Annotated in this window: 15 protein-coding genes and 3 pseudogenes; 10 read left to right on the forward strand and 8 right to left on the reverse strand. The window is 68.7% G+C overall.

Annotated elements, in window-relative coordinates:
- Window positions 1–135 precede the first annotated feature (135 nt).
- The 4 genes from ABD858_RS07045 (at window position 136) to ABD858_RS07060 (ending at window position 9,832) form a co-directional block, all read left to right on the forward strand.
- Complete coding sequence (locus ABD858_RS07045) at window positions 136–3,177, forward strand: S8 family serine peptidase (protein ID WP_345035280.1); 3,042 nt, start codon at window positions 136–138, stop codon at window positions 3,175–3,177.
- On the forward strand, window positions 3,170–3,877 hold the full coding sequence (locus ABD858_RS07050) for a hypothetical protein (RefSeq protein WP_345035281.1): 708 nt from the start codon (window positions 3,170–3,172) through the stop codon (window positions 3,875–3,877). The genes ABD858_RS07045 and ABD858_RS07050 overlap by 8 nt, the downstream gene beginning before the upstream one ends.
- A gap of 471 nt (window positions 3,878–4,348) precedes the next feature.
- A complete protein-coding gene (locus ABD858_RS07055) occupies window positions 4,349–8,656 on the forward strand; it encodes a S8 family peptidase (protein ID WP_345035283.1) in 4,308 nt (1,435 codons plus the stop codon).
- A 156-nt stretch (window positions 8,657–8,812) separates the two neighbouring features.
- Window positions 8,813–9,832 carry a helix-turn-helix domain-containing protein gene (locus ABD858_RS07060; RefSeq protein ID WP_345035284.1) on the forward strand — a complete coding sequence of 340 codons (1,020 nt, stop codon included), beginning with the start codon at window positions 8,813–8,815 and terminating at the stop codon, window positions 9,830–9,832.
- Between the two features lie 30 nt (window positions 9,833–9,862).
- Here ABD858_RS07060 and ABD858_RS07065 read toward each other — a convergent pair whose 3' ends face one another.
- Both ABD858_RS07065 and ABD858_RS07070 read right to left on the reverse strand, forming a co-directional pair.
- Entirely contained in the window at window positions 9,863–10,204 is a 342-nt protein-coding gene (locus ABD858_RS07065; protein ID WP_345035286.1) for a MazG nucleotide pyrophosphohydrolase domain-containing protein, read from the reverse strand.
- A 251-nt stretch (window positions 10,205–10,455) separates the two neighbouring features.
- Entirely contained in the window at window positions 10,456–10,710 is a 255-nt protein-coding gene (locus ABD858_RS07070; protein WP_345035287.1) for a hypothetical protein, read from the reverse strand.
- 118 nt (window positions 10,711–10,828) lie between these two features.
- Between ABD858_RS07070 and ABD858_RS36745 the strand changes: the two are divergent.
- Window positions 10,829–11,029 (forward strand): annotated as a pseudogene (locus ABD858_RS36745) (helix-turn-helix domain-containing protein); the annotation flags it as partial.
- Window positions 11,030–11,152: 123 nt separating this feature from the next.
- Here ABD858_RS36745 and ABD858_RS07075 read toward each other — a convergent pair.
- Together ABD858_RS07075 and tnpA are read right to left on the reverse strand one after the other, a co-directional pair.
- A complete protein-coding gene (locus ABD858_RS07075; RefSeq protein WP_345035289.1) occupies window positions 11,153–12,361 on the reverse strand; it encodes an RNA-guided endonuclease InsQ/TnpB family protein in 1,209 nt (402 codons plus the stop codon).
- Window positions 12,358–12,792: an IS200/IS605 family transposase gene (gene tnpA, locus ABD858_RS07080; protein ID WP_345035290.1), complete on the reverse strand. Its 435-nt coding sequence runs from the start codon at window positions 12,790–12,792 to the stop codon at window positions 12,358–12,360. The genes ABD858_RS07075 and tnpA overlap by 4 nt, the downstream gene beginning before the upstream one ends.
- Window positions 12,793–12,942: 150 nt before the next feature.
- Between tnpA and ABD858_RS07085 the strand changes: the two genes are divergently transcribed.
- Together ABD858_RS07085 and ABD858_RS07090 are read left to right on the forward strand one after the other, a co-directional pair.
- Complete coding sequence (locus tag ABD858_RS07085) at window positions 12,943–13,512, forward strand: DUF5753 domain-containing protein (RefSeq protein ID WP_345035291.1); 570 nt, start codon at window positions 12,943–12,945, stop codon at window positions 13,510–13,512.
- The gene (locus ABD858_RS07090) at window positions 13,488–13,694 is read left to right on the forward strand and encodes a DUF397 domain-containing protein (RefSeq protein WP_345035292.1); all 207 of its coding nucleotides are present in this window, start codon (window positions 13,488–13,490) and stop codon (window positions 13,692–13,694) included. Before ABD858_RS07085 ends, ABD858_RS07090 begins: the two co-directional genes overlap by 25 nt.
- Window positions 13,695–13,740: 46 nt before the next feature.
- Here the strand turns inward: ABD858_RS07090 and ABD858_RS07095 are convergent.
- Window positions 13,741–14,080, reverse strand: a pseudogene (locus ABD858_RS07095) (TIGR03086 family metal-binding protein); the annotation flags it as partial.
- Between the two features lie 309 nt (window positions 14,081–14,389).
- On the opposite strand from ABD858_RS07095, the gene ABD858_RS07100 reads away from it, so the two are divergent.
- Complete coding sequence (locus ABD858_RS07100; protein ID WP_345035294.1) at window positions 14,390–14,629, forward strand: hypothetical protein; 240 nt, start codon at window positions 14,390–14,392, stop codon at window positions 14,627–14,629.
- Window positions 14,630–14,648: 19 nt separating this feature from the next.
- Here ABD858_RS07100 and ABD858_RS07105 read toward each other — a convergent pair whose 3' ends face one another.
- Complete coding sequence (locus tag ABD858_RS07105; RefSeq protein WP_345035295.1) at window positions 14,649–15,491, reverse strand: DUF4097 family beta strand repeat-containing protein; 843 nt, start codon at window positions 15,489–15,491, stop codon at window positions 14,649–14,651.
- Window positions 15,492–15,584: 93 nt separating this feature from the next.
- Entirely contained in the window at window positions 15,585–16,103 is a 519-nt protein-coding gene (locus tag ABD858_RS07110) for a hypothetical protein (RefSeq protein ID WP_345035296.1), read from the reverse strand.
- A 249-nt stretch (window positions 16,104–16,352) separates the two neighbouring features.
- On the opposite strand from ABD858_RS07110, the pseudogene ABD858_RS07115 reads away from it, so the two are divergent.
- Together ABD858_RS07115 and ABD858_RS07120 are read left to right on the forward strand one after the other, a co-directional pair.
- Window positions 16,353–16,979, forward strand: a pseudogene (locus ABD858_RS07115) (MFS transporter); the annotation flags it as partial.
- A 7-nt stretch (window positions 16,980–16,986) separates the two neighbouring features.
- On the forward strand, window positions 16,987–18,186 hold the full coding sequence (locus ABD858_RS07120) for a TerD family protein (RefSeq protein ID WP_345035298.1): 1,200 nt from the start codon (window positions 16,987–16,989) through the stop codon (window positions 18,184–18,186).
- Between the two features lie 9 nt (window positions 18,187–18,195).
- Here ABD858_RS07120 and ABD858_RS07125 read toward each other — a convergent pair whose 3' ends face one another.
- The gene (locus ABD858_RS07125; protein ID WP_345035299.1) at window positions 18,196–19,026 is read right to left on the reverse strand and encodes a ribonuclease BN; all 831 of its coding nucleotides are present in this window, start codon (window positions 19,024–19,026) and stop codon (window positions 18,196–18,198) included.
- Window positions 19,027–19,173: the final 147 nt, after the last annotated feature.

The following is a 19,173-nucleotide window of genomic DNA, read 5'->3' on the forward strand; positions in this document are numbered from 1 at the left end:
CGGCGTGGTTCCGCGCGCCTTCATTCCCCTTCAGAGAATGTCAACGCCTTGATGAAACAGTCACGACCGGCTGGGCCGACCGAACTCCCAGCCCGCTCAACCACCCCCATAGCCTACCGGCTGACCCGCCGTCCAGTGCGCACGGCCCTGGGGGTTCTCACCGCGGCCTGTGTGGCCGGCACGCTCGTCACCCTGCCGGCCGCCGCCGCGGCAACACCGGCCGAGTCGGTCGCTGAGGCTGCCCAGCCACGGCAGGACGGCCCGGTTGTCGCCACACACAAGCTCACCCTCGTCACCGGCGAAGTGGTGACCCTGGAACGCCACGCCAACGGCTTCCAGGCGGCAACGGTCGCGCCCACGCCTGACGGCACCCCGGCGGCGTTCTCCACCTTGCGGCTGCGCGATGAGCTCTATGTCATCCCTGACAAGGCTCAGCCCTACCTCGCCGCGAACGAGCTCGACCGCGAGCTGTTCAACGTCACCAAGCTCGTCGAGTACGGCTACGACGACGCACACCGCCCCGCCGTACCCCTGATCGCGACCTACGCGGGCGCGCCCGGCAAGGCCGGCAAGGCGCTCGGCCAGGCCGCGCCGGCCGGCTCGGTGAAGAAGGACGAGCTGCCCAGCGCCAACGCGGTCGCGCTGCACGCGAGCAAGAAGAAGGCGGCGACCTTCTGGGAGGCGGTCGACGACGACAGCACCGCCACGACGAGCGCACCGAAGCTCGCCGGCGGCATCAAGAAGCTCTGGCTCGACCGGCCGGTGAACGTGACGCTGGACCGGAGTGTGCCGCAGATCGGCGCACCGACCGCGTGGAAGGCCGGCTACGACGGCACCGGCACCAAGGTGGCCGTCCTCGACACCGGTATCGACCCCAACCACCCTGATGTGGTGGGGCAGGTGAAGAAGACGCAGAACTTCACCGACGACCCCGACGCGGTCGACCACCACGGCCACGGCACGCATGTCGCCTCGACCATCGCCGGCTCGGGTGCCGCGTCGGGCGGCAAGTACAAGGGTGTGGCGCCGGGCGCCGACCTGTACATCGGCAAGGTCCTCAACAGTGCCGGAGTCGGACCCGAGTCGGGGGTCATCGCCGCCATGGAATGGGCGGTGGACCAGGGTGCGGACGTCGTCAGCATGAGCCTGGGTTCGTCGGTCGCCAGTGACGGCACCGACCCGCTGAGCCAGGCCGTCAACCAGCTCACCGCGTCCTCCGGCGCGCTGTTCGTCATCGCGGCCGGCAACGAGGGCTCGGGCAAGTCGACCGTGGGTTCGCCGGGTGCTGCCGACGCCGCGCTGACTGTGGGCGCGGTGTCCAAGTCGGAGCTGCTCGCGGGCTTCTCCAGCCGTGGCCCGCGCAAGCGTGACTTCGCGGTCAAGCCGGAGATCACCGCACCGGGCGTGGGCATCGTCGCCGCGCGCGCCGCCGGAACCACGATGGGCGCCCCCGTCGACGGCAACTACACCTCGGCCAACGGCACCTCGATGGCCACCCCGCACGTGGCCGGCGCCGCGGCGATCCTCGCCCAGCGCCACCCCGACTGGACCGCCGACCGGCTCAAGCAGGTGCTGGTCAGCACCGCCAAGCAGGGCGCGTACACCGCCTACCAGCAGGGCGGCGGCCGGGTCGACGTGCCCAAGGCGATCGACGCCACCGTCTACTCCAGCCCCGCCGTCGTCAGCATGGGCAAGTCGACGGCCGAGAGCGCGCCGGGCACCAAGACGGTCAGCTACGTCAACACCTCCGCAACGGACACCACGCTGTCGCTCCGCCTGGCCGCCTCCGGGGAGACCGGGCCCGCACCGGACGGCACGTTCACGCTCAGCGCGACCAGCGTGACGGTCCCGGCGAACTCCACCGCGAGCGTGACGGTGACCTACCACCCCGAACTCTGCGCCCTGGGCGACTACACGGGTGTCGTCACCGCCACCGCGGCCGACGGCACCGCGATCCACACCACCGTCGGCGCGACGAAGGGGGTGCCCACCGTCGACCTCACCGTCAACGCGATCGACCGGAACGGAAACCCGGCGCAGAACGCCGACGTGACCGTGTTCGACCTGGACCAGGACGAGGTCATCCAGCCCTACCTCCAGGACGGAACGACGACCGTCGCAGTGCCGCTGGGACGCTACTCGGTCATGGGTGTCGTCTACACGCGGGACAAGGCCGGAGTCGAGATCCTGAACGGTACCCTCGCCGGCGATCCCATGGTGGAGCTGAAGGCGGACAAGACGATCACGCTCGATGCCCGGCTGGGCAAGGAGGTGAAGGTCGCGACGCCCAAGGAGTCGGAGCCGAACGGCTACAAGCTCGGGTACCGCCAGCAGCTCCCCGGCAATTACGGGATCGACTTCATGAAGTTCATGTTCAGCCCGATCTGGGACCACGCCTACGTGGTGCCCACCGAGCCGGTGAAGCTCGGCACATTCGAGTTCCACTTCCAGCAGCGCAGGTACGCCCCGGCGATCCGGGCGTCCATCGCCGGGCAGGGCGGCGCGCTCCCGCTCGAGCTGGTGTTCAATGCGGCCCGGTTGGACGGCCCCAGCACGCTCCGGGCGGTCGACGCCGGCAAGGGACGGCCCGAGGACCTGGCCGGCAAGGACCTCGCCGGCAAGCTCGCGGTCGTCACCAACGATGCCACCCGGACGACTGCCGACCAGATCACCGCCGTGGCCGAGGCCGGCGCGAAGGCAGTGATCATCGTCGGCGACCAGCCGGGTACCTTCAACGCCAGTGTCCCGTTCGCCGCCCGCACGGCCATCCCGGCCTGGACCCTCAACCGGGACGAAGGCACGGTCCTCTTCGACCGGATGGCCGGCGGTCCCACGCAGGTCAACCTGCGCGGCATCGCCAGCAGCCCGTATGTGTACAACATCGCACAGATGGTTCCCGGTGGAATTCCGGCCGACCCCACCGACGCGGTCACCGAGGAGAACTCGGCCGTGGTGAAGGCCCACTACCGCGGCACCAAGGGTGCCAGACTCGGCGAGACCACATCGGTGGTCCGCCCGAGGGAGCGCCTCATCATCCAGGTGGTGGAATTCGTCGACGGGCCGCTGGACCGGGAGGAGTGGTTCTCCACCGGCAGCAAGTGGCCGACCCTGAAGGACATGCGGTGGTCCCACGCGGTCTTCCCGGACCCCCCCCAACATCCTCCGCCGCATGGATGACGTACTCCGCACCTACAGCCCGGGCGAACGGCGCGAGGAGACCTGGCTGGGCGCGGCGAACGGCCCGGCCGGACCGGCGAACACCAGCGCGGTCCGCGAGGGCGACGACATGACCCTCATCGTGCCGGAGATGGGTGACAGCGAACCGGAGCACTTCGGCTGGTTCGGCGCAGAGGCCGACAAGGCGACGGTGCGGGTGTACCAGGACGGGAAGCGCCTCGCCGAGACGACGCGCGCACTGTGGATGCTGTCGGTCAGCCCCGACCCGGCGACCTACCGGATCACCATGGACACCGAGCACCCGGCGTGGTTCCCGCTGTCCACCAAGACCAGCACCGCGTGGACGTTCAAGTCCGCCCGGCCGGCGAACGGCGAGGAGGACCTGGCGCTGCTCTGGCCGAGGTACGGCCTGGGCCTGGATGCGCAGAACACCACCCAGGGCGGCAACACCTACCACTTCGACCTGGCGTTCGTCCTCCAGAACGGCGCCACCCCGGACATCGACGGGGTCGAGGTGGAGGCGTCCTCCGACGACGGTGCCACCTGGCAGCCCGCGAAGGTCAAGAGCAAGAGCGACGGCAGCTACAAGGTGTCCGTGAGCAACCCTGATTCGGGCCACGTGTCCCTGCGCGTCAAGGCACAGGACACCAACGGCAGCAAGATCGAGCAGACCCTGATCAAGGCCTACGCCATTCGCTGACCCTCACGGCAGCCCTTTCCCGACCGCACCCCTGGCACAAGGAACGCCCTTGTGCCAGGGGCATACCCGTTGTATTGGCAATCAAATACCTTGCCGGTCTCCGTATTGCCGAAATCGAGAGCATTCTCGAAAAGACCGGACATATCCGAGAGTTCTGACGTCCGCACCAGCCCGCTTGATACACCGCATCATCGGCGCAGCTCCACATTCCCGAACGCGGCGCCGGCGGTTTCCCCTACCCACCAGTACTTTGGCGTTCCTCCGCCGGTCGTCCGACCGAATGTCGTGGCGGGTTTACGACATGGAAGAAATCCGCCACTGCCGATCGGTTGCCTCGGTTCGTGAAGAGCCCGAAAGTATCTGCCGAATGCAACAAGAACTTCTTCTTCACGATGAGTTGGAGACGCTCATGCATCCCCCGCGCCATTTTCACGGCGAACCCGAAAGAACGACATCTCAGGAGGCCTCGCGATGAGGCGTTTCGGGCGACGGCTGGCCACCGCGGCTGCCGCCATGACCGTCCTCGGGACGGTCATGTCGAGCACCGCGGCGAATGCCTCCAACCCAACTCCGTCTTCCCTTACTTCCCTGAACCTGCCGGCTTCGGTCAGCGACAGCCTTCTCAAGGCTGCCGCCAGAAATCAGGCGGACCTGTCGCTGACGCTGGTGACCGGCGACAAGGTGCAGATCAGCATCACCGAGGACCGCAAGCCGGTCGTCCGTGAGATCGTGCCCGCGACGCGGCCCGGGAACGAGTCGGTTCTCTTTCACACCGTCACCAGGAACGACCAGGTCTACGTCGTACCGGACGACGCGTTGTCGCTGCTCACTGCCGACGTGCTGGACTGGGAGCTCTTCAACCTCGCCAAGCTGGCCGATTGGGCAGCTGAGGGCAGAACCGGTGAAGTCCCGGTGATCACCGCGTACAGCGGAAAGACCGGTGCCCGGACAGCGGCGACCGCTGCCGGTACGACCGCCAAGACCGTCCTGCCGAGCATCAACGCCCGCTCGATGAGCATCAAGGGCAACGGCCAGTGGTGGCGAGAGGTGCGGAAGAAGAACACCGGCAAGTCCGCCGTCACCTCCCTGGCGACCGGCCCGCTGGCCGGGGTGGGGAAGGTCTGGCTGGACGAGCTGACGCATCTGGAGCTCGACCAGTCCGTACCGCAGATCGGCGCGCCCGCTGCCTGGGAACGCGGCTTTGACGGTTCGAACGTGAAGGTCACGGTGCTGGACAGTGGCGTCGATGCCACCCACCCCGATCTCGCCGGCCGGATCGCCGAGGCGGTCGACTTCACCAACAGCCCGAGCGGTACGGTGGACCAACACGGACACGGTACCCATGTGGCGTCCACGATCGCCGGCACCGGACAGGCCTCCAACGGGCTGCGCCGCGGTGTGGCGCCCGGTGCGAAGCTCTCCATCGGCAGAGTCTGCGGTCCGGACGGCTCGTGCACCGGCTCCGCGGTCATCGCCGGCATGGAGTGGGCCGCCAAGTCCGGTGCCGACGTGGTGAACATGAGCCTCGGCGGCGCGCCCTCCGACGGAAAGGACATCCTGAGCCAAACGGTCAACACGCTCAGCCGCACCTACGGCACCCTGTTCGTCATCTCCGCGGGCAACGCCGGCCCGGATGCCGAGACGGTCGGGGCGCCAGGTGCCGCCGACGAGGCGCTGACGGTCGCGGCCGTGGACAAGAGTGACCAGATGGCCCGCTTCTCCAGCCGCGGACCCCGCGTCGGGGACGGCGCGCTCAAGCCGGACATCTCGGCGCCGGGCGTCGCCATCGTCGCGGCCCGGGCCAAGGGCACCGGCATGGGCAAGCCCGTGGACGAGCTCTACACGGCCGCCAGCGGCACCTCCATGGCCTCGCCCCATGTGGCCGGTGCCGCGGCGATCGTCGCCCAGCAGCACCCGGACTTCACCGGGCGGCAGATCAAGTCGCTGCTGATGGCGACCTCCAAGGACCTCGGGCACGACCTGTTCGCGCAGGGCGCCGGCCGGGTGGACGTGGCCCGCGCGGTCGATCCGAAGATCATCTCCGACGGAAACCTGAACTTCGGCCGAGCCGAATACCCGCACTCGCCGGTGTCCAAGAAGGTCACCTACACCAACTGGACCGACGAGCCGATCACTCTTACGCTCTCCGCCTCGGCTTCCCATGCGGGCAAGCCCGCACCGGAGGGGCTGTTCACGCTCAGCGCCGACCAGGTCACCGTGCCCGCCAAGGGCTCGGCCGATGTGACGGTGACCATGGACGGCAGGGTGGTGGACAGTTCCGGGCAGTACGGCGCATACACCGGCGTCCTGACCGCCAAGGACAGCGCGGGGGCAGTGCTCGGATCATCGCGGATCTCGACCTATGTGGAGCCGATCCGCCACGACCTGAACATCAAGGTCATTCCTCCGGCCGGCGCCACCGATGTCTCGTACGGCAGCGTGCTGATCGTCCCGGTCGACGAGGACAAGCTGGGCCTGTACGAAAAGCCGCTGACGGTACCGGGCGGCGAGACGGTCAAGGCACGGGTTTTCAGCGGCACTGTCACGGCGTCCCTCGGGGTGACGTGGCGGGACGCGGCCGGCGACCTGAACATGGTCGCACCGATGGTGCCGGAGGTGGAGGTCACCGGGGCGACCACGGTGGAGCTGGACCTTCGGAAGGCCAAGCCCATCCGTGTGAACACCCCGGAGCCGACCGAGACATACGCGGCAAAATTCAAGACCCAGCGGACCTCCGTGGACGGAGACTGGGCGATCACGGCGTCGTTGTCCACCGAATACGGTCCCGGCGAGCCGAAGTGGTGGGCACTGCCGACCACCGGTGAGGTCAGCCTCGGCACGCTCGACTTCTTCAGCCGGCATGTCCTGGTACCGCCGTCAGTGACGATGAAGGTCACGGGGAACGGCGACAAGTTCGACCTGGACGCCCGTTACGCGACACCGGACACCACCATCAACGGCGGAAACCAGAGGTGGACGGAGGACGGGAAGCCCGTAAGCACCCTCGTGCGGTCGACGATTCCCCGACTGCCCGCCACCGGGAAGAAGCCCGTCGTCTACGCGGGCACCGGCTCGGCCGAGGAACTCGCCAAGGTCGATGCCAAGGGTGCGCTGGTGCTGCTGAAGCCGACCGACATCTGTGGGAAGACCTGCGACTTCACCGCACTGCGCACGCGAGTGGCGGCGGCTGCCGCCGCGGGCGCGGTCGGGGTGCTGGTGACCGGCGAAACCGATCGGGTCGCCCTGCTGAAGTACGAGTCGTCCCGGCAGTACAAGTGCGTAAACGGTCCCGACAGCTGCCCGCCGGTCGACCCGTACGCAGCGCTGCCGATCGTGACCGTACCCCCGGCCCAGGCCGCCACGCTGATCAAGCAGATCGAGGGCGGAGCGAAGTCCGGCGTCCAGATCGAACTCGGCGGCAACCGCGAAGTGTCCAAGGCCTACGCTCTGGCCTTCGACTCCCCCGGTCGGGTTCCCGGCAACCTGCCGTACCAGGTCCAGTCCCAGGATCTCGACCGCGTCGATCACCGCTTCCACTCCGACCAGCCCGGCGCGATTCCCCACTTCAGCTGGAACCGGATCACGAAGTCCGGCCCGGTGACAGAGGAAAGCCTGCTGCCCAAGCCGGACAGTCAGCGGCAGTTCACCACGTTGGTCGGGCCGCGGAACGCCGAAGCGATCGACCGCTTCGAGATGTCCGTCAGGACCTACATCGCGCCGTCCGTGGCACGTGGGGGGGGGCCTGGGCGAAACTCAGGACCTGGCGCTCGGCAAGAAGAACACGATCGACTGGAACACGGGTCCGTCGCTTCCCGGCGCGGTGCCCCAGGTCCGCACCAAGTCGGGCTTCACCGCCGACACCGGCCTGCCGTGCGCCGGCTGCCGGGAGGGCGACCGCTTCTGGCCCACCCTGTACCTGACCGGCAACGGTGGCGCTCGCCAGGCCATGATGGGCATGGTCAACGACGAGGGTATCCCCAATTTGGTCTACGGGATCGATTCCTGTGCGCCCCCCGCCTGCAAGGTAAGCCTCTTCGACGACGCCGGCCAGGAGCTCGAGCAGAAGCTCAACCCGGTCGAGTTCATCATCCAGCTCGGCGAGCCCGGCAACGCGTCGGACCTGATGTCGAGGAGCGGGCGGTGATGACCGAAATGAGAAAGGAGACTGCTCCGATGAACGCGGCCGAGCCATCGAGGCGGCGCCGGAAGGTGAACCTGGCGGCGTCGGCAGCCGTAGCGATGCTCGCGCTGGTGGGGTGCAAGGCCGACGTCATCTCGTACGACCTGCCTGCGGAATCAGCCCGCTACACGTTCCAGGCGGAGACCAACGGGGTCAAGACCGCGTGGGAGTACACGTCCGACCGGCCGGCCAAGCCCGACACGCCGACGTCGCAGCCGTGCGTCGCGGACGTCGTTCTCAGGGAAACCGGTCCGTGCCGTCCGGAGCCGCTCATCTTCCTGCGGTACGACCTGGGCCTGGACCTGGACAACACCGCCAAGGCCGGCGGGAGCCACCCGATCACCGTCACCGGCTACTACCAGGATCGGCTCAGCACACCGCCGACCGTGACCGAGTTGCGGGCGGAGGCCAGCTTCGACGGCGGCAAGACCTGGAAGCCGGCGAGCACCCAGGCCGACGGGAAGAACACCTTCACCGCCCGCATCGAGCAGCCGAAGCGTGACGACGCTCCGGAAGGAGTCGCACTGCGGATCACCGCGACCGACAGTGCGGGCAACACCGTCAAGCAGACCATTCCCAAGGCGTACCGACTGCGCTGAGGTGAACCGCTGAAGCGGTAAACCGACCTGAGGGGTCACGGCCGGGGCGAGACATGAGTTTCGCCCCGGCCGTCTCTCACGTTTTCGGCACAGCCCTCGCCGAATGCGGCAGGGACGCGCCAGGTCGAAGTACCGACAGACAGGCAGAGGAACATCATGTTGTCAGATGTGCTGGGACTCACCCCCGAAGAGGCGGACACCTACCGCACCCTGGTCTCGGTAGCCTCCGCCACTCCCGCTGAACTCACCGAACTCGTCGGCTGCGACGCCCGCCGGGTGGTGCGCATCCTCGGCATGCTCGAAGGCCGGGGGCTCGCCGCGCGCAGCGCCGGCGACACCACTCGGTTCGTCGCCTCCCCACCGGCGGCGGCACTGCGGGCGCTCCTGCTCCAGCGACAGAACGAGATCAAACTGGCGGAACTCGAGCTCGACTCCCTCGACGAAATCTACCGCGCGGCCTCCCTCGGACGCGGTGTCGCGGAGGTCGCCGACGTGATCCACGGCACCGATGCCATCCGCGAGCGCCTCGGACACATACAACTCGGCGCACGGAAAGAAGTCATGAACTTCGTCAGGGCGCCGGTCTTCTCGGCCGACAACATGACCGAGGACACGGCCATCGCGCGCGGCGTCCGTTACCGCATGCTACTCGAACGCGCGATACTCGACGAGGGAGCCCCGTCGTTCGACGAGATCGCCCAGGCGCAAGCCGCAGGAGAGGAGGTCCGGATCGCCGACACGGTGCCGCTGAAACTCTTCATCGTGGACCGCGAGTTGGCCATGGTTCCACTCCTCGGTTCGACGAGTGCCGCACAGGCGGTAGCCCTGCTCGTGCACGAGAGCAGCCTGCTCGACGCGCTGATAGCACTGTTCGAGTCCGAATGGGAGAAAGCAACGCAATTCGTCACTTCCGCAGGTACCTTGCAGAACGCGCCCGCCATCGATGATCTGGACGCACAAATCCTCAGCCTGTCGCTGACCGGCCTCACCGACCAGGCGATCGCCACCCAACTGCGCACCTCCCTACGGACGGTGCAGCGCCGGATCCGGCACCTGATGGACGTCGCGAAGGTGCACAATCGCATGCAACTGGGCTTCCAGGCGGCACGGCTGGGCTGGCTCGAAGCCGAGCAGGACGGCAATACCAGGGTGCGAACCCAAGGCGGTCGAGCATGAGGGCCGCGCGCAGCGGCGAGGCCACCGTGATCAGGCCGATGACCCGTTCTTCGCAAGCCGAGCGCTGATCGCCGATTCGAGCTCTGCCATTGTGCGGGAGAAGGCGTCATCGAGATCAATGTTGTAACGGTACGCAAGAATGAGCACCGACCACAGACAGTCCGCGAGCTCATGCTCCAGCGCCGCTCGTCCGCCCGGCATCTCCCGAGCGCCCTCCTCAGCCATGACGAGCTTCGCCAGATCACCAACATCCCCCGCGAAGCCAAGCATGAACTCCTCCCGTGTCCACCCCCGGCCGCGCTCAAGCCGGTTCAGCTCGTCGTACAGATCATGAATACGGATCGCCCGCTTCTGCAGCTCACCGAGGTCCACAGCGTCCACCGTCTCTCAAAGACCGAGCGGGAGCGAGTCCTGTTGCCAGGACCCAACGGTCCCGGTGCTCCAGCACAGCACAGGTCACCTGCGGATCCGCCGGCAGACGCCGGGCCATGCACCGCGACCCCCCACTTGTTTCATCGCGTGTCACATGATCTCAATCCGGCGACTGGCCGGGAACCCCGATCAGGCCCGCGCAGGGTTCCCCCGGCTGAAGCCGCGCGGGGCCGTCTGAACACGACCCCCTCTCACCGGCAGGCCGGTCTTCCCGCGGTCGTGTCGTCCGCGAGGGCCAGGGACAGTTCCGCGTGGAGCTGTTCCGCCTCGGCCAGGCTCATGCAGAGCCGGCCGTCGGCGTGGTGTTCGCCGTCACGGACGATCCACAGCGGGAGCTCCAGGGCCGCCGGGGCCGACTCGTGCGGGCTCTGGATGCGGCGGATGCGCCGCCCGGGGATCCGGTCGAGCCGCCATCCGCGTGCGGGGTCGTATGCGTTGTTCGTCATGAGAGGTACCTCCTGTCTCAGGTTGCCACGTTCACACACATCTTCGCGGTCACACAGCTACGCTGGGTAGCGGCAACGCGTTTTCAACGCAGCCTGAGAACAAGGGGGTTCCGAGCTCATGGCCCAGCCGCGCGATCTCACCCCGGGCCGTTCCGCCCGGCATCTCTACGGTGCCGAGCTGCTCAGATGCCGGGAGCAGGCGGGCCTCTCCCTCTCCCGGCTCGCCGAGATCCTGACGTACAGCAAGACGCACTTGTCCAACATCGAGACGGCCCAGCGGTCCATCCCGCCGGAGCTGTCGCAGCGGCTGGACACGGTCTTCGACACGGGTGGGCTGTTCGGGCGGCTGTACGCCCTGGCCCGCAACGAGGTGCATCCGGACAAGTACCGCCGCTATGTGACTCCACCCACGACTAAAGTCGCGGGCTTCCTGCGTCGCTGGCTAAGCAGCGTCACAGAGGACCAGCCCGGCCCTGCTGAGGACGTTCAGTGCGCCGACGTGGTCTGCGTTCGCGGTGAAGCCGCACGCGGTGCACTGGAACTTCGCTTGGGTGACGCGGTTCTCTTTCGCGACGTGCCCGCATTCGGGGCAGGTGCGGGAGGTGTTGCGGGCGTCCACCGGGATCACGCGGCGACCGGCGCTCTCAGCCTTGTTCGCCAGGATTCCGAAGAACAGCCCCCAACCCGCATCGAGGATGCTGCGGTTCAAGCCCGCTTTCGCAGCGGCCCCGTTCGGAAGGAACGTGCCGTCGCTGTCGGGATCGGGCTTGGGTGCGGGTGCCTTGGTCATGCCCGCTGTGTTCAGCCGCTCGTGGGCGATCACGTCGTGGTCACGGATCAGCTCGTTCACGGCCTTGTGGTGGTGGTCGAGCCGCTGCCGCCGGATCTTGGCGTGCAGCTTGGCAACCGCCCGCGCTGCTGCCCGATGCTTCTTTGTCCGGCGCTTGGTGCGCTTGGGGAACGTGGCGAGGTGTCGCTGTGCTTCGGCCAGGGCATCGGCAGACGCTTCGAGGAAGCGCGGGTTCTCCACGTGCGTGCCGTCGCTGGTGGTGAGGAAGTGCGTCACTCCCATGTCGATGCCGACGATCGCCCCGGTGGCCGCAAGTGGCTCGGCAGGAACCTCGTCGCAGGCAAGGATCACGTACCAGCGGCGGCCTTCCCGCTTGATGCTGATCGTCTTCACACGGCCCTTCACACGCCGGTGCTGGTGCACGCGGATGTGCCCGACGCCCTGCAGGCGTACGCGGGTCTGGGTGTCGCGCGGGGCGGAGTCCCAGCGGCAGCCGTCGCCGTCCTTCGGGAACACCACGGTGTCGAAGTGCCCGACGCCCTTGAACCTGGGGTATCCAGGCGTCTGCCCGGCCTTGACGCGGCGGAAGAAAGCCTGCATCGCCTTGTCCAGCCGGCGCAAGGTGGCCTGCTGGCTGGAGAAGGACCAGCGGCCCTGACGCTCGGGATCGAACGCCCGGATCTCCTTGAGCTGCGCAGACTGCTCACCGTACGTGATGCTCGTCTTCAAGGCGTGCCGGTAGGCATCCCGGCGTTCCTGCAAGGCGCCGTTGTAGAGCGAGCAGTGGTCCCGCAGCATCTCGGCGAGCGCCTGCGCCTGGCGGACAGTGGGGCGCAGAAGGAACTTGCAGGCGCGTATCACGAGCGTGCCTCCTTGTCCTTCTTCTCCGGGCGTTCCCATTGCGTGTTGATGTACTTCTCCACCGTGGCCGCGCTGACCGCGCCGGCCGAGGCGGCGAAGTACGACGACGACCACAGGGTGGGCATCCGCGACTTCAGGTGCGGGAACTCGGAGCGGAGGATGCGGGAGGTGAAGCCCTTGAACTGATTGGCGACGTATGAGGCTGACGACTTCGGGTCGTGCTTGACGAACAGGTGCACGTGGTCGGGCATGACCTCAAGGGCGATGATCTCCCACCCACGTTCGTCGGCCTTCTGCCGGATCAGTTCATCCAGGCGTTCCGCGACCCGGCCGCCAAGGACCGGACGGCGGTACTTCGGGCACCACACCACGTGCAGCCCGAGATCGAACACGCCACCGGAGAACTGGCGAACCTTCCTGGTCACAGCCATGCGATCAATATACACATGCGACGTGTCTAGTAATCCAGTTTCGTGGTTCAGGTCAACAGTGCTGACCCGTGGGAGACGTTGATGCCAGAGCAGCCCAGAGAAGCGATTCCCCCCACGCCTGAAGGCGCAGGTCCCCTCGCTAGATCCCTGATGGAGCTGGAGGCGGAAGCGGTCGAGATCCTGCACTACGGAAGCCACACCGTCTCCGGGCTGCTCCAGACCGAGGCGTACGCACGGGCCCGGATGCGAGCGGCCGATCCCCAGGCTCCGGACGAGACGATCGACGCGCGGGTGACGGCTCGCCTCAGCCGCCAGCTACGGCTGTCGGAAGCGAACCCGCCGCGTATGACGGTGATCCTGGACGAGGCGGTGCTGCGCCGCCGGGTCGGCGGACCCGCAGTCATGCGTGCACAACTTGCCGCACTGCTGAAGGTGTTGGGCGTCGGTCGCGTACTGATCCAGATCCTGCCGTTCGAGCTCGGGGAGTACGGATTCTCCGGCGGGGCGCAAACGCTACTGGTCCTGGCCGACGGCACACGGATCGCCTACGTGGAGGGCGACGGCGTCGGTACGGTCCTGGAGGAGCCGGGGATCGTTACCGCACGCTGGCACAAATACGATCGGCTCAGGTCGCTTGCCCTGCCGCCCCGGGAGTCCGAGGCGCTGATCCGATCGGCGATGGAGGACCACGCCAGATGCTCACCACAAAGCTCGACCTGACCACGGCTCGCTGGCGCAAGTCCAGCCACAGCAACGACGACGGCGGCGAGTGCCTCGAAGTCGCCGACGGCTTCGCCTCCGCCGTCCCCGTCCGCGACAGCAAGACCGCCCCGCACGGCCCCGTGGTCGTGATCGGCGGCAGTGCGTGGACCACGTTCGTCGCGTTCGTTCGCGACCGCTGACAGCCGCGCGGCCGGCGAGGGGCCGAACCTCTCGTCGGCTCACAACTCACTGCGTCGGCGACCAGGACGGATCCCGGCCGCTGAGGCCGATCACCCGGTCCAGCAGCGGCGCGCCCTCCGGAACCGGGACGACCGGGCCGAACGGTCCCTGCCGCCTGTCGCCGAACTGGGCCAGCAGGGCGCGGCAGGCCTCCAGGCTCGCCTCGTCGGAGGCGTACTCCTGACTCGTCGCACGGGCCAGGTCCCAGCCGTGGAGGACGAGTTCGTTCAGGGCCACCGCCCCTGACAGGGTGACCCCGCCAGCCCCGGTCTCGCCCTCCCACGCCTCCGGGCTGAGCCAGGCTTGCCCCCAGCTTGTCCAGCAACTTGGGCAGCAGACCACGCCAGTCGGCGGGCACCTGCCCCGGAGAGCGCCCGTGTTCACCGTCCAAGCCCTGTGCCTTGCTTCAGCAGCACGGCGACCCGCCGCGCGGCCGACCGTAGATCGAGCTCGATCATCCCAGGCGGCTCTGGAGGCCGGCATCCGCTCAGCCGGGGACCGCTGACGGCTTCGGCTGCGCCGGGAGTGCGCTGCATGCACATTGTCGAGCGCTGCCCCGTTCGTAGGAGTCCAATGCATTCCGCCCTGGTGATCCCGTATATGCCTCTACGGTGCAGTCCCGCACCTTGCACACCAAGCACACCAAGGGACCGACATGACCACCGCACCTGACCAGCCGCCTGCCCAGCCATACGGGCAGCCTCCGACCATCATCATCAACAACAGCTCATCCGCTGTGGCGTCGGCTTCGGCGGCCATCGGCGGTGCGGGCCAACTCAGGCGCCGACACCAGTCGTTCTGGGTTCACTGCTGGCTGTTGATGTTCACCGCAGGTATCGGCAACGTCTTTTACGCCGCTCACGTCAACCGCTGGAACAGAGACCGCGGCCTGTGACCAGACGCTAGAGTGACGCTCAGGCCTTGGCGCGGCGGATGTCGATGTTCCCGTACCGGGTGCGGGCGCGGACCTCGACGGTGCCCTCGGTCTTCTCCGGGGTCTCGGACGCGGTGAGCGCGTTGCGCACCTGGCCGGAGCCCGAGCTGACGTCGAGCCAGGCGGCCGCGCCCTCACGGACGCCGACCTCGATAGCGCCGTAGGAGGTCTCCAACTGGACGGTGCCGCAGGCAACTTCACCCACGCGCAGGGCGCCGTGAGCGGTGGTGGCGGTGACCGAGTCCTCGGCGCGCCGGATCTCGATGTCGCCGTTGGCTCCGCTCACCCGCAGCTCGCCGGTCGCGGCGCCGACGGTCGTGGTGCCGTGCGAGTTCTTCAGGACGGCGGGGCCGTCGACGAGGCCGACGCGCAGGCTGCCGGAGCTGGTGGTGATCTCGGCCGTGCCCTCGACCCGGTCCACGGTGATCGAGCCGTGCGAAGCGGTCAGCTTCAGCGGGCCGGTCGTGTCGAGGCGGACGTCGCCGGACGAGGTCTTCACGCGGACCTCGCCGAGTCGGCCCTCGCCGAGCACCTGGACCCAGGCACCGGTCATGTCGATGCGCGAGCCCGTGGGCAGTTCGACCGTCACGTCGACGGCGCCGGTGCGGCCGAACAGATTGGGCTTGGGCGTCCTGACGGTCAGTACGCCGCTCGCGTACGTGACCTCGGTCTGCTCGGCCGTCCGCACGTCCAGGTCCTTCTTCGGGTCGCGGGGCCGCACATCGACGACGGTGTCGAGGCGGTCGCCCGCGGTGAACTGGATGGAACCGGCCTCCACGCGCGCGGTGACCGAGATCGCTTCGGGAGTGTCGAAAGAAGGCATGGCTGTCCCGTCCTCATGAGTCATAGGGCCGTCCCCACTGGTGGGACGTGGTGTGGGTGAGTGGTGCGGGCGCGGGCGCGGGCGCGGGCGCGGCTAGCGCACCCAACCCGTGAAGCTCTGTCCGATGGTGCGGGTCTTCTCCGTCGTACGCGGCCGGGTGCCACCGTCGACCGCGGCCGACACGGCGCGCACCAGCCACGCGTTGACCGACAGGCCCTCGCGGCTCGCGGCCTCCTCGGCACGCGCCTTGAGGTGGGCCGGCAGACGCAGATTGACGCGGGCGGTGCCGCCCTCGTCGCCGTCGGCCGGGGCCGGGGTCTTGAACGGTTCGACGGGCGCGGCCGGCTCTGCGGGGGCGCCGCCGCCGGCGGGCGGCGGTGTCACCACGAAGTCGGGGTCCAGCCCGCGCAGCCGTACATCGACCGAGCCGGGGGCGAGCTCGCAGGTGATCTCGTCCATCGCGGCGGAGAGCACATTGAGCATGGTCAGACGGGTCGCCGACTCCAGAGGAGCGGTGAGCCGCTCGGCCAGCTCGCGGGCTTCGTCGCCGCCGGCTTCGGCGGCGACCGCGAGTTCGCGGCGGAGGGTGTCGATATACGGGGTGAGGTCCATAACGCCATGGTGGCACCACTATGGCGCCCCACGCAAGCCCGGGTGGCACATCATCTGGGGCGGTCTGAGGAGTTCTGAGGAGTGACCGCCCTGAACTGGGGAAACATGAAGGGGTCAACCTGAGCCATTGTGGTGCCATGCGTGCTCATGTGCTTTTGGGAGCGTGGAATGGCACCGGGCGGCACCGGATGACACCAAGCGGTGCCACCCGGTGCCACCCGGGGCCATGTGATGTCGCAAGAAGGTGGCCGCGTACGGGAGAGCACGCCCGTCCCGGACGCGTCCGAGCGCGGATTCGCCGAGGGCGCCCGCACCCTGTGGAACTCCCCCGTGCTGCGGCCCCTGGTCCTCGCCGGCGGGGCCACCATGCTGCTCGCCGGGCTCAACGGCGCGGCCGTCTACGCGGTCGCCGACAAGGGGCTGGGCCACTCCCCCACCTATGTGGGCGTGCTCTACGCGGTACAGGGCGCGGGCTCGGTGGCGGCGGGCCTGCTGGCGGGGCCGCTGATGCGGCGGCTGCCGGAGCGTACCTTCGCCGCCGCCGGGATCGCCCTGTTCGCGGCCGGCGTCGCACTGCGCGCGCTCCCGTAAGACCCGGTGGCGCTCGCGTGCAGCGCCGCGATCGGGCTCGGGCTGCCCTGTGCGCTGATCGCCGCGATGACCGCGGTGCAGCGCGAAACCCCGGACGCCGTCCTGGGGCGTACTGCGGCGACCGCCAACACCCTGGTCTTCGTACCGAACGCGGTGGCACTGACCCTCGGGGCGGGCCTGATCGCGGTGGTGGACCACCGGGTGCTGCTGGTGACGCTCGGCGCGGCGGGGCTGCTCACCGCACTCATGCTGGTCAGGGAACGGCAGTACGCCATCGGTCGTTAGACCGGGCATGACCGCTATGACGCCTGGCTCGAACATCCCGCTCCCCACCGTCCGTGTGTCGGTGGACGTCGCCGCCCCGGTGCGGCTGGACGTTTCGGGCCTGCTGCTCACCGCCGACGGCAAGGTGCGCTCCGACGACGACTTCATCTTCTACAACCAGCCGAACGGCCCCGGTGTCACCTACCGCTCCGGCGGTGGCACCGCTCCGGACGCGATCCTGGTGGACACGACCGCGGTCCCGGCCGGCATCGAGAAGATCGTGGTCACCGCCAGCCCGGACGCGGCAGGCCAGACCTTCCAGGGCGTCGAGCCGACCGCGACCGTGCGCAACGCCGACGACGGCAGCGTCATCGCCACCTTCACCCCGCCGCAGCTGGGGACCGAGACGGCGCTGGTGGTCATGGAGGTCTATCTGCGCAACGGCGTCTGGAAGGCCCGCGCGGTCGGCCAGGGGTACGCCAACGGGCTGGCCGGCATCGCGACGGACTTCGGCGTGACGGTGGAGGAGCCCGCCGCACCCGCCGCCACACCCGCCGCCCCGCCTGTCGCGCCGCCTGTCGCGGCCGCTCCCCCGGTGGTCCCGGCCTCTCCCGCTCCGGCCCCCGCCGCGCCTGCACCCGCGCCCACCGGCAAGATCAACCTCGACAAGGGCCGGGTGAACCTCCAGAAGAACCAGACCGTCTCCCTGGTCAAGGGCGGCCGCCCGCTGCTCTCCAAGGTCAAGATGGGCCTCGGCTGGGAGCCCGCGTTCCGCGGCAAGGACATCGACCTCGATGCCTCCGTCATCGCCTACGGCCCGCAGCGCAACCACCTCGACAGCTGCTACTTCGGCAAGCTCTCCATCCTGGGCGGCGCCGTCAAGCACTCCGGCGACAACCTCACCGGCGAGGGCGGCGGCGACGACGAGGTCATCGTCGTCGACCTCGGCCGCCTTCCCGCCGAGGCCACCGGCCTGGTCTTCACCGTCAACTCCTTCTCCGGCCAGAAGTTCACCGATGTCGCCAAGGCGTACTGCCGCCTGATCGACGCCGCTACGGGCGAGGAGCTGGTCCGCTTCGACCTGACGAACGCCGAGCCGCAGACGGGCGTGATGATGGCCAAGCTCGTCAAGCAGTTCTCGGGTGAGTGGGAGATGACGGCCATGGGCGGCTTCGTCAAGTCCCGCACGGTCCGCGGCATGGTCAAGCCGGCGGCCCAGGCGCTCTGACCCGCCGGGTCAGCCGTCCGACGGGCGGCGGTGGGAGTCGGTGCCGTCCGTGGGACCCTTCCGGGCTCGGCGTTCGAGGTACATGCAGCCGACGACCGATCCGAGGTGGACGACCACCCCCACCGCCACCAGCCAGGAAAGGATGATCATCACGACGCCGATGGGGCCGTAGCTCGCCTCGTTGGCCACGATCGCCGCGGAGAAGTAGCGGGCGGAGAACGCGCCCAGGCCCACCCAGCACACACCCGTGGCCAGCGCCGGGGGAAAGAGGGCGCGCCACCGCACATCACCCGCGAGCAGCACCCTCATGCTCCCCCACCAGAAGCACATCGCCAGGACGAAGCCGAACAGGCCCTGGAGCACCACTCCCCCGACCGTGCCGAGCGCTCGCCCGCCCGCCGCCTGCGCGGCGCCGTAGGCGAGCAGTGCCGCGACCCAGTAGCCCTGGGCGGCGACATCCCGCCACCCCCGGCCCGGGACGTCGAACACCCTTCGGTACCAGGTCTGCAGGGTGCCGGCGACAGCCAGGGCCCCAAGGATCATCAGGAAGGCACTCGGCAGGGTGAGCGTGCCCGAGATCTGGCCGGGTTTGAAGAGGGTCGCCACGGCCCGTGCCGCCTCCTCGTTCAGTCCCAGCCAGCCGACGAGCACCACCGCGGCGTTCTCACCGGCCGCGGCGGTGATGACGATGAGGAAGGGAAAGAAACACAGGATCGAGAGCGCGGCCAACTGGAACGCGTTGCCGAAGAAGTCGACCGCGGTGAGCCGGCTCCACAGCCTGCTCGCCTCGCTCTCCTTCAGACGCCGTGCGGCCTCCCGCCTCCTCTGCTCCAGACTCACCCATCCCACGCGCTGATGACCACGCCCGCCAGGCGGACCGGCCGGCTTCCTGCGACCTCTCATGGATCGACAGTGAACCCGCTCCGCGGGCGCGGCACGCGGGCACGCGGAGATACCGCTGAACGGGACACGCCATCGCCCTCGGCC

The organism is Streptomyces sannanensis (assembly GCF_039536205.1).
Lineage (GTDB): Bacteria > Actinomycetota > Actinomycetes > Streptomycetales > Streptomycetaceae > Streptomyces > Streptomyces sannanensis.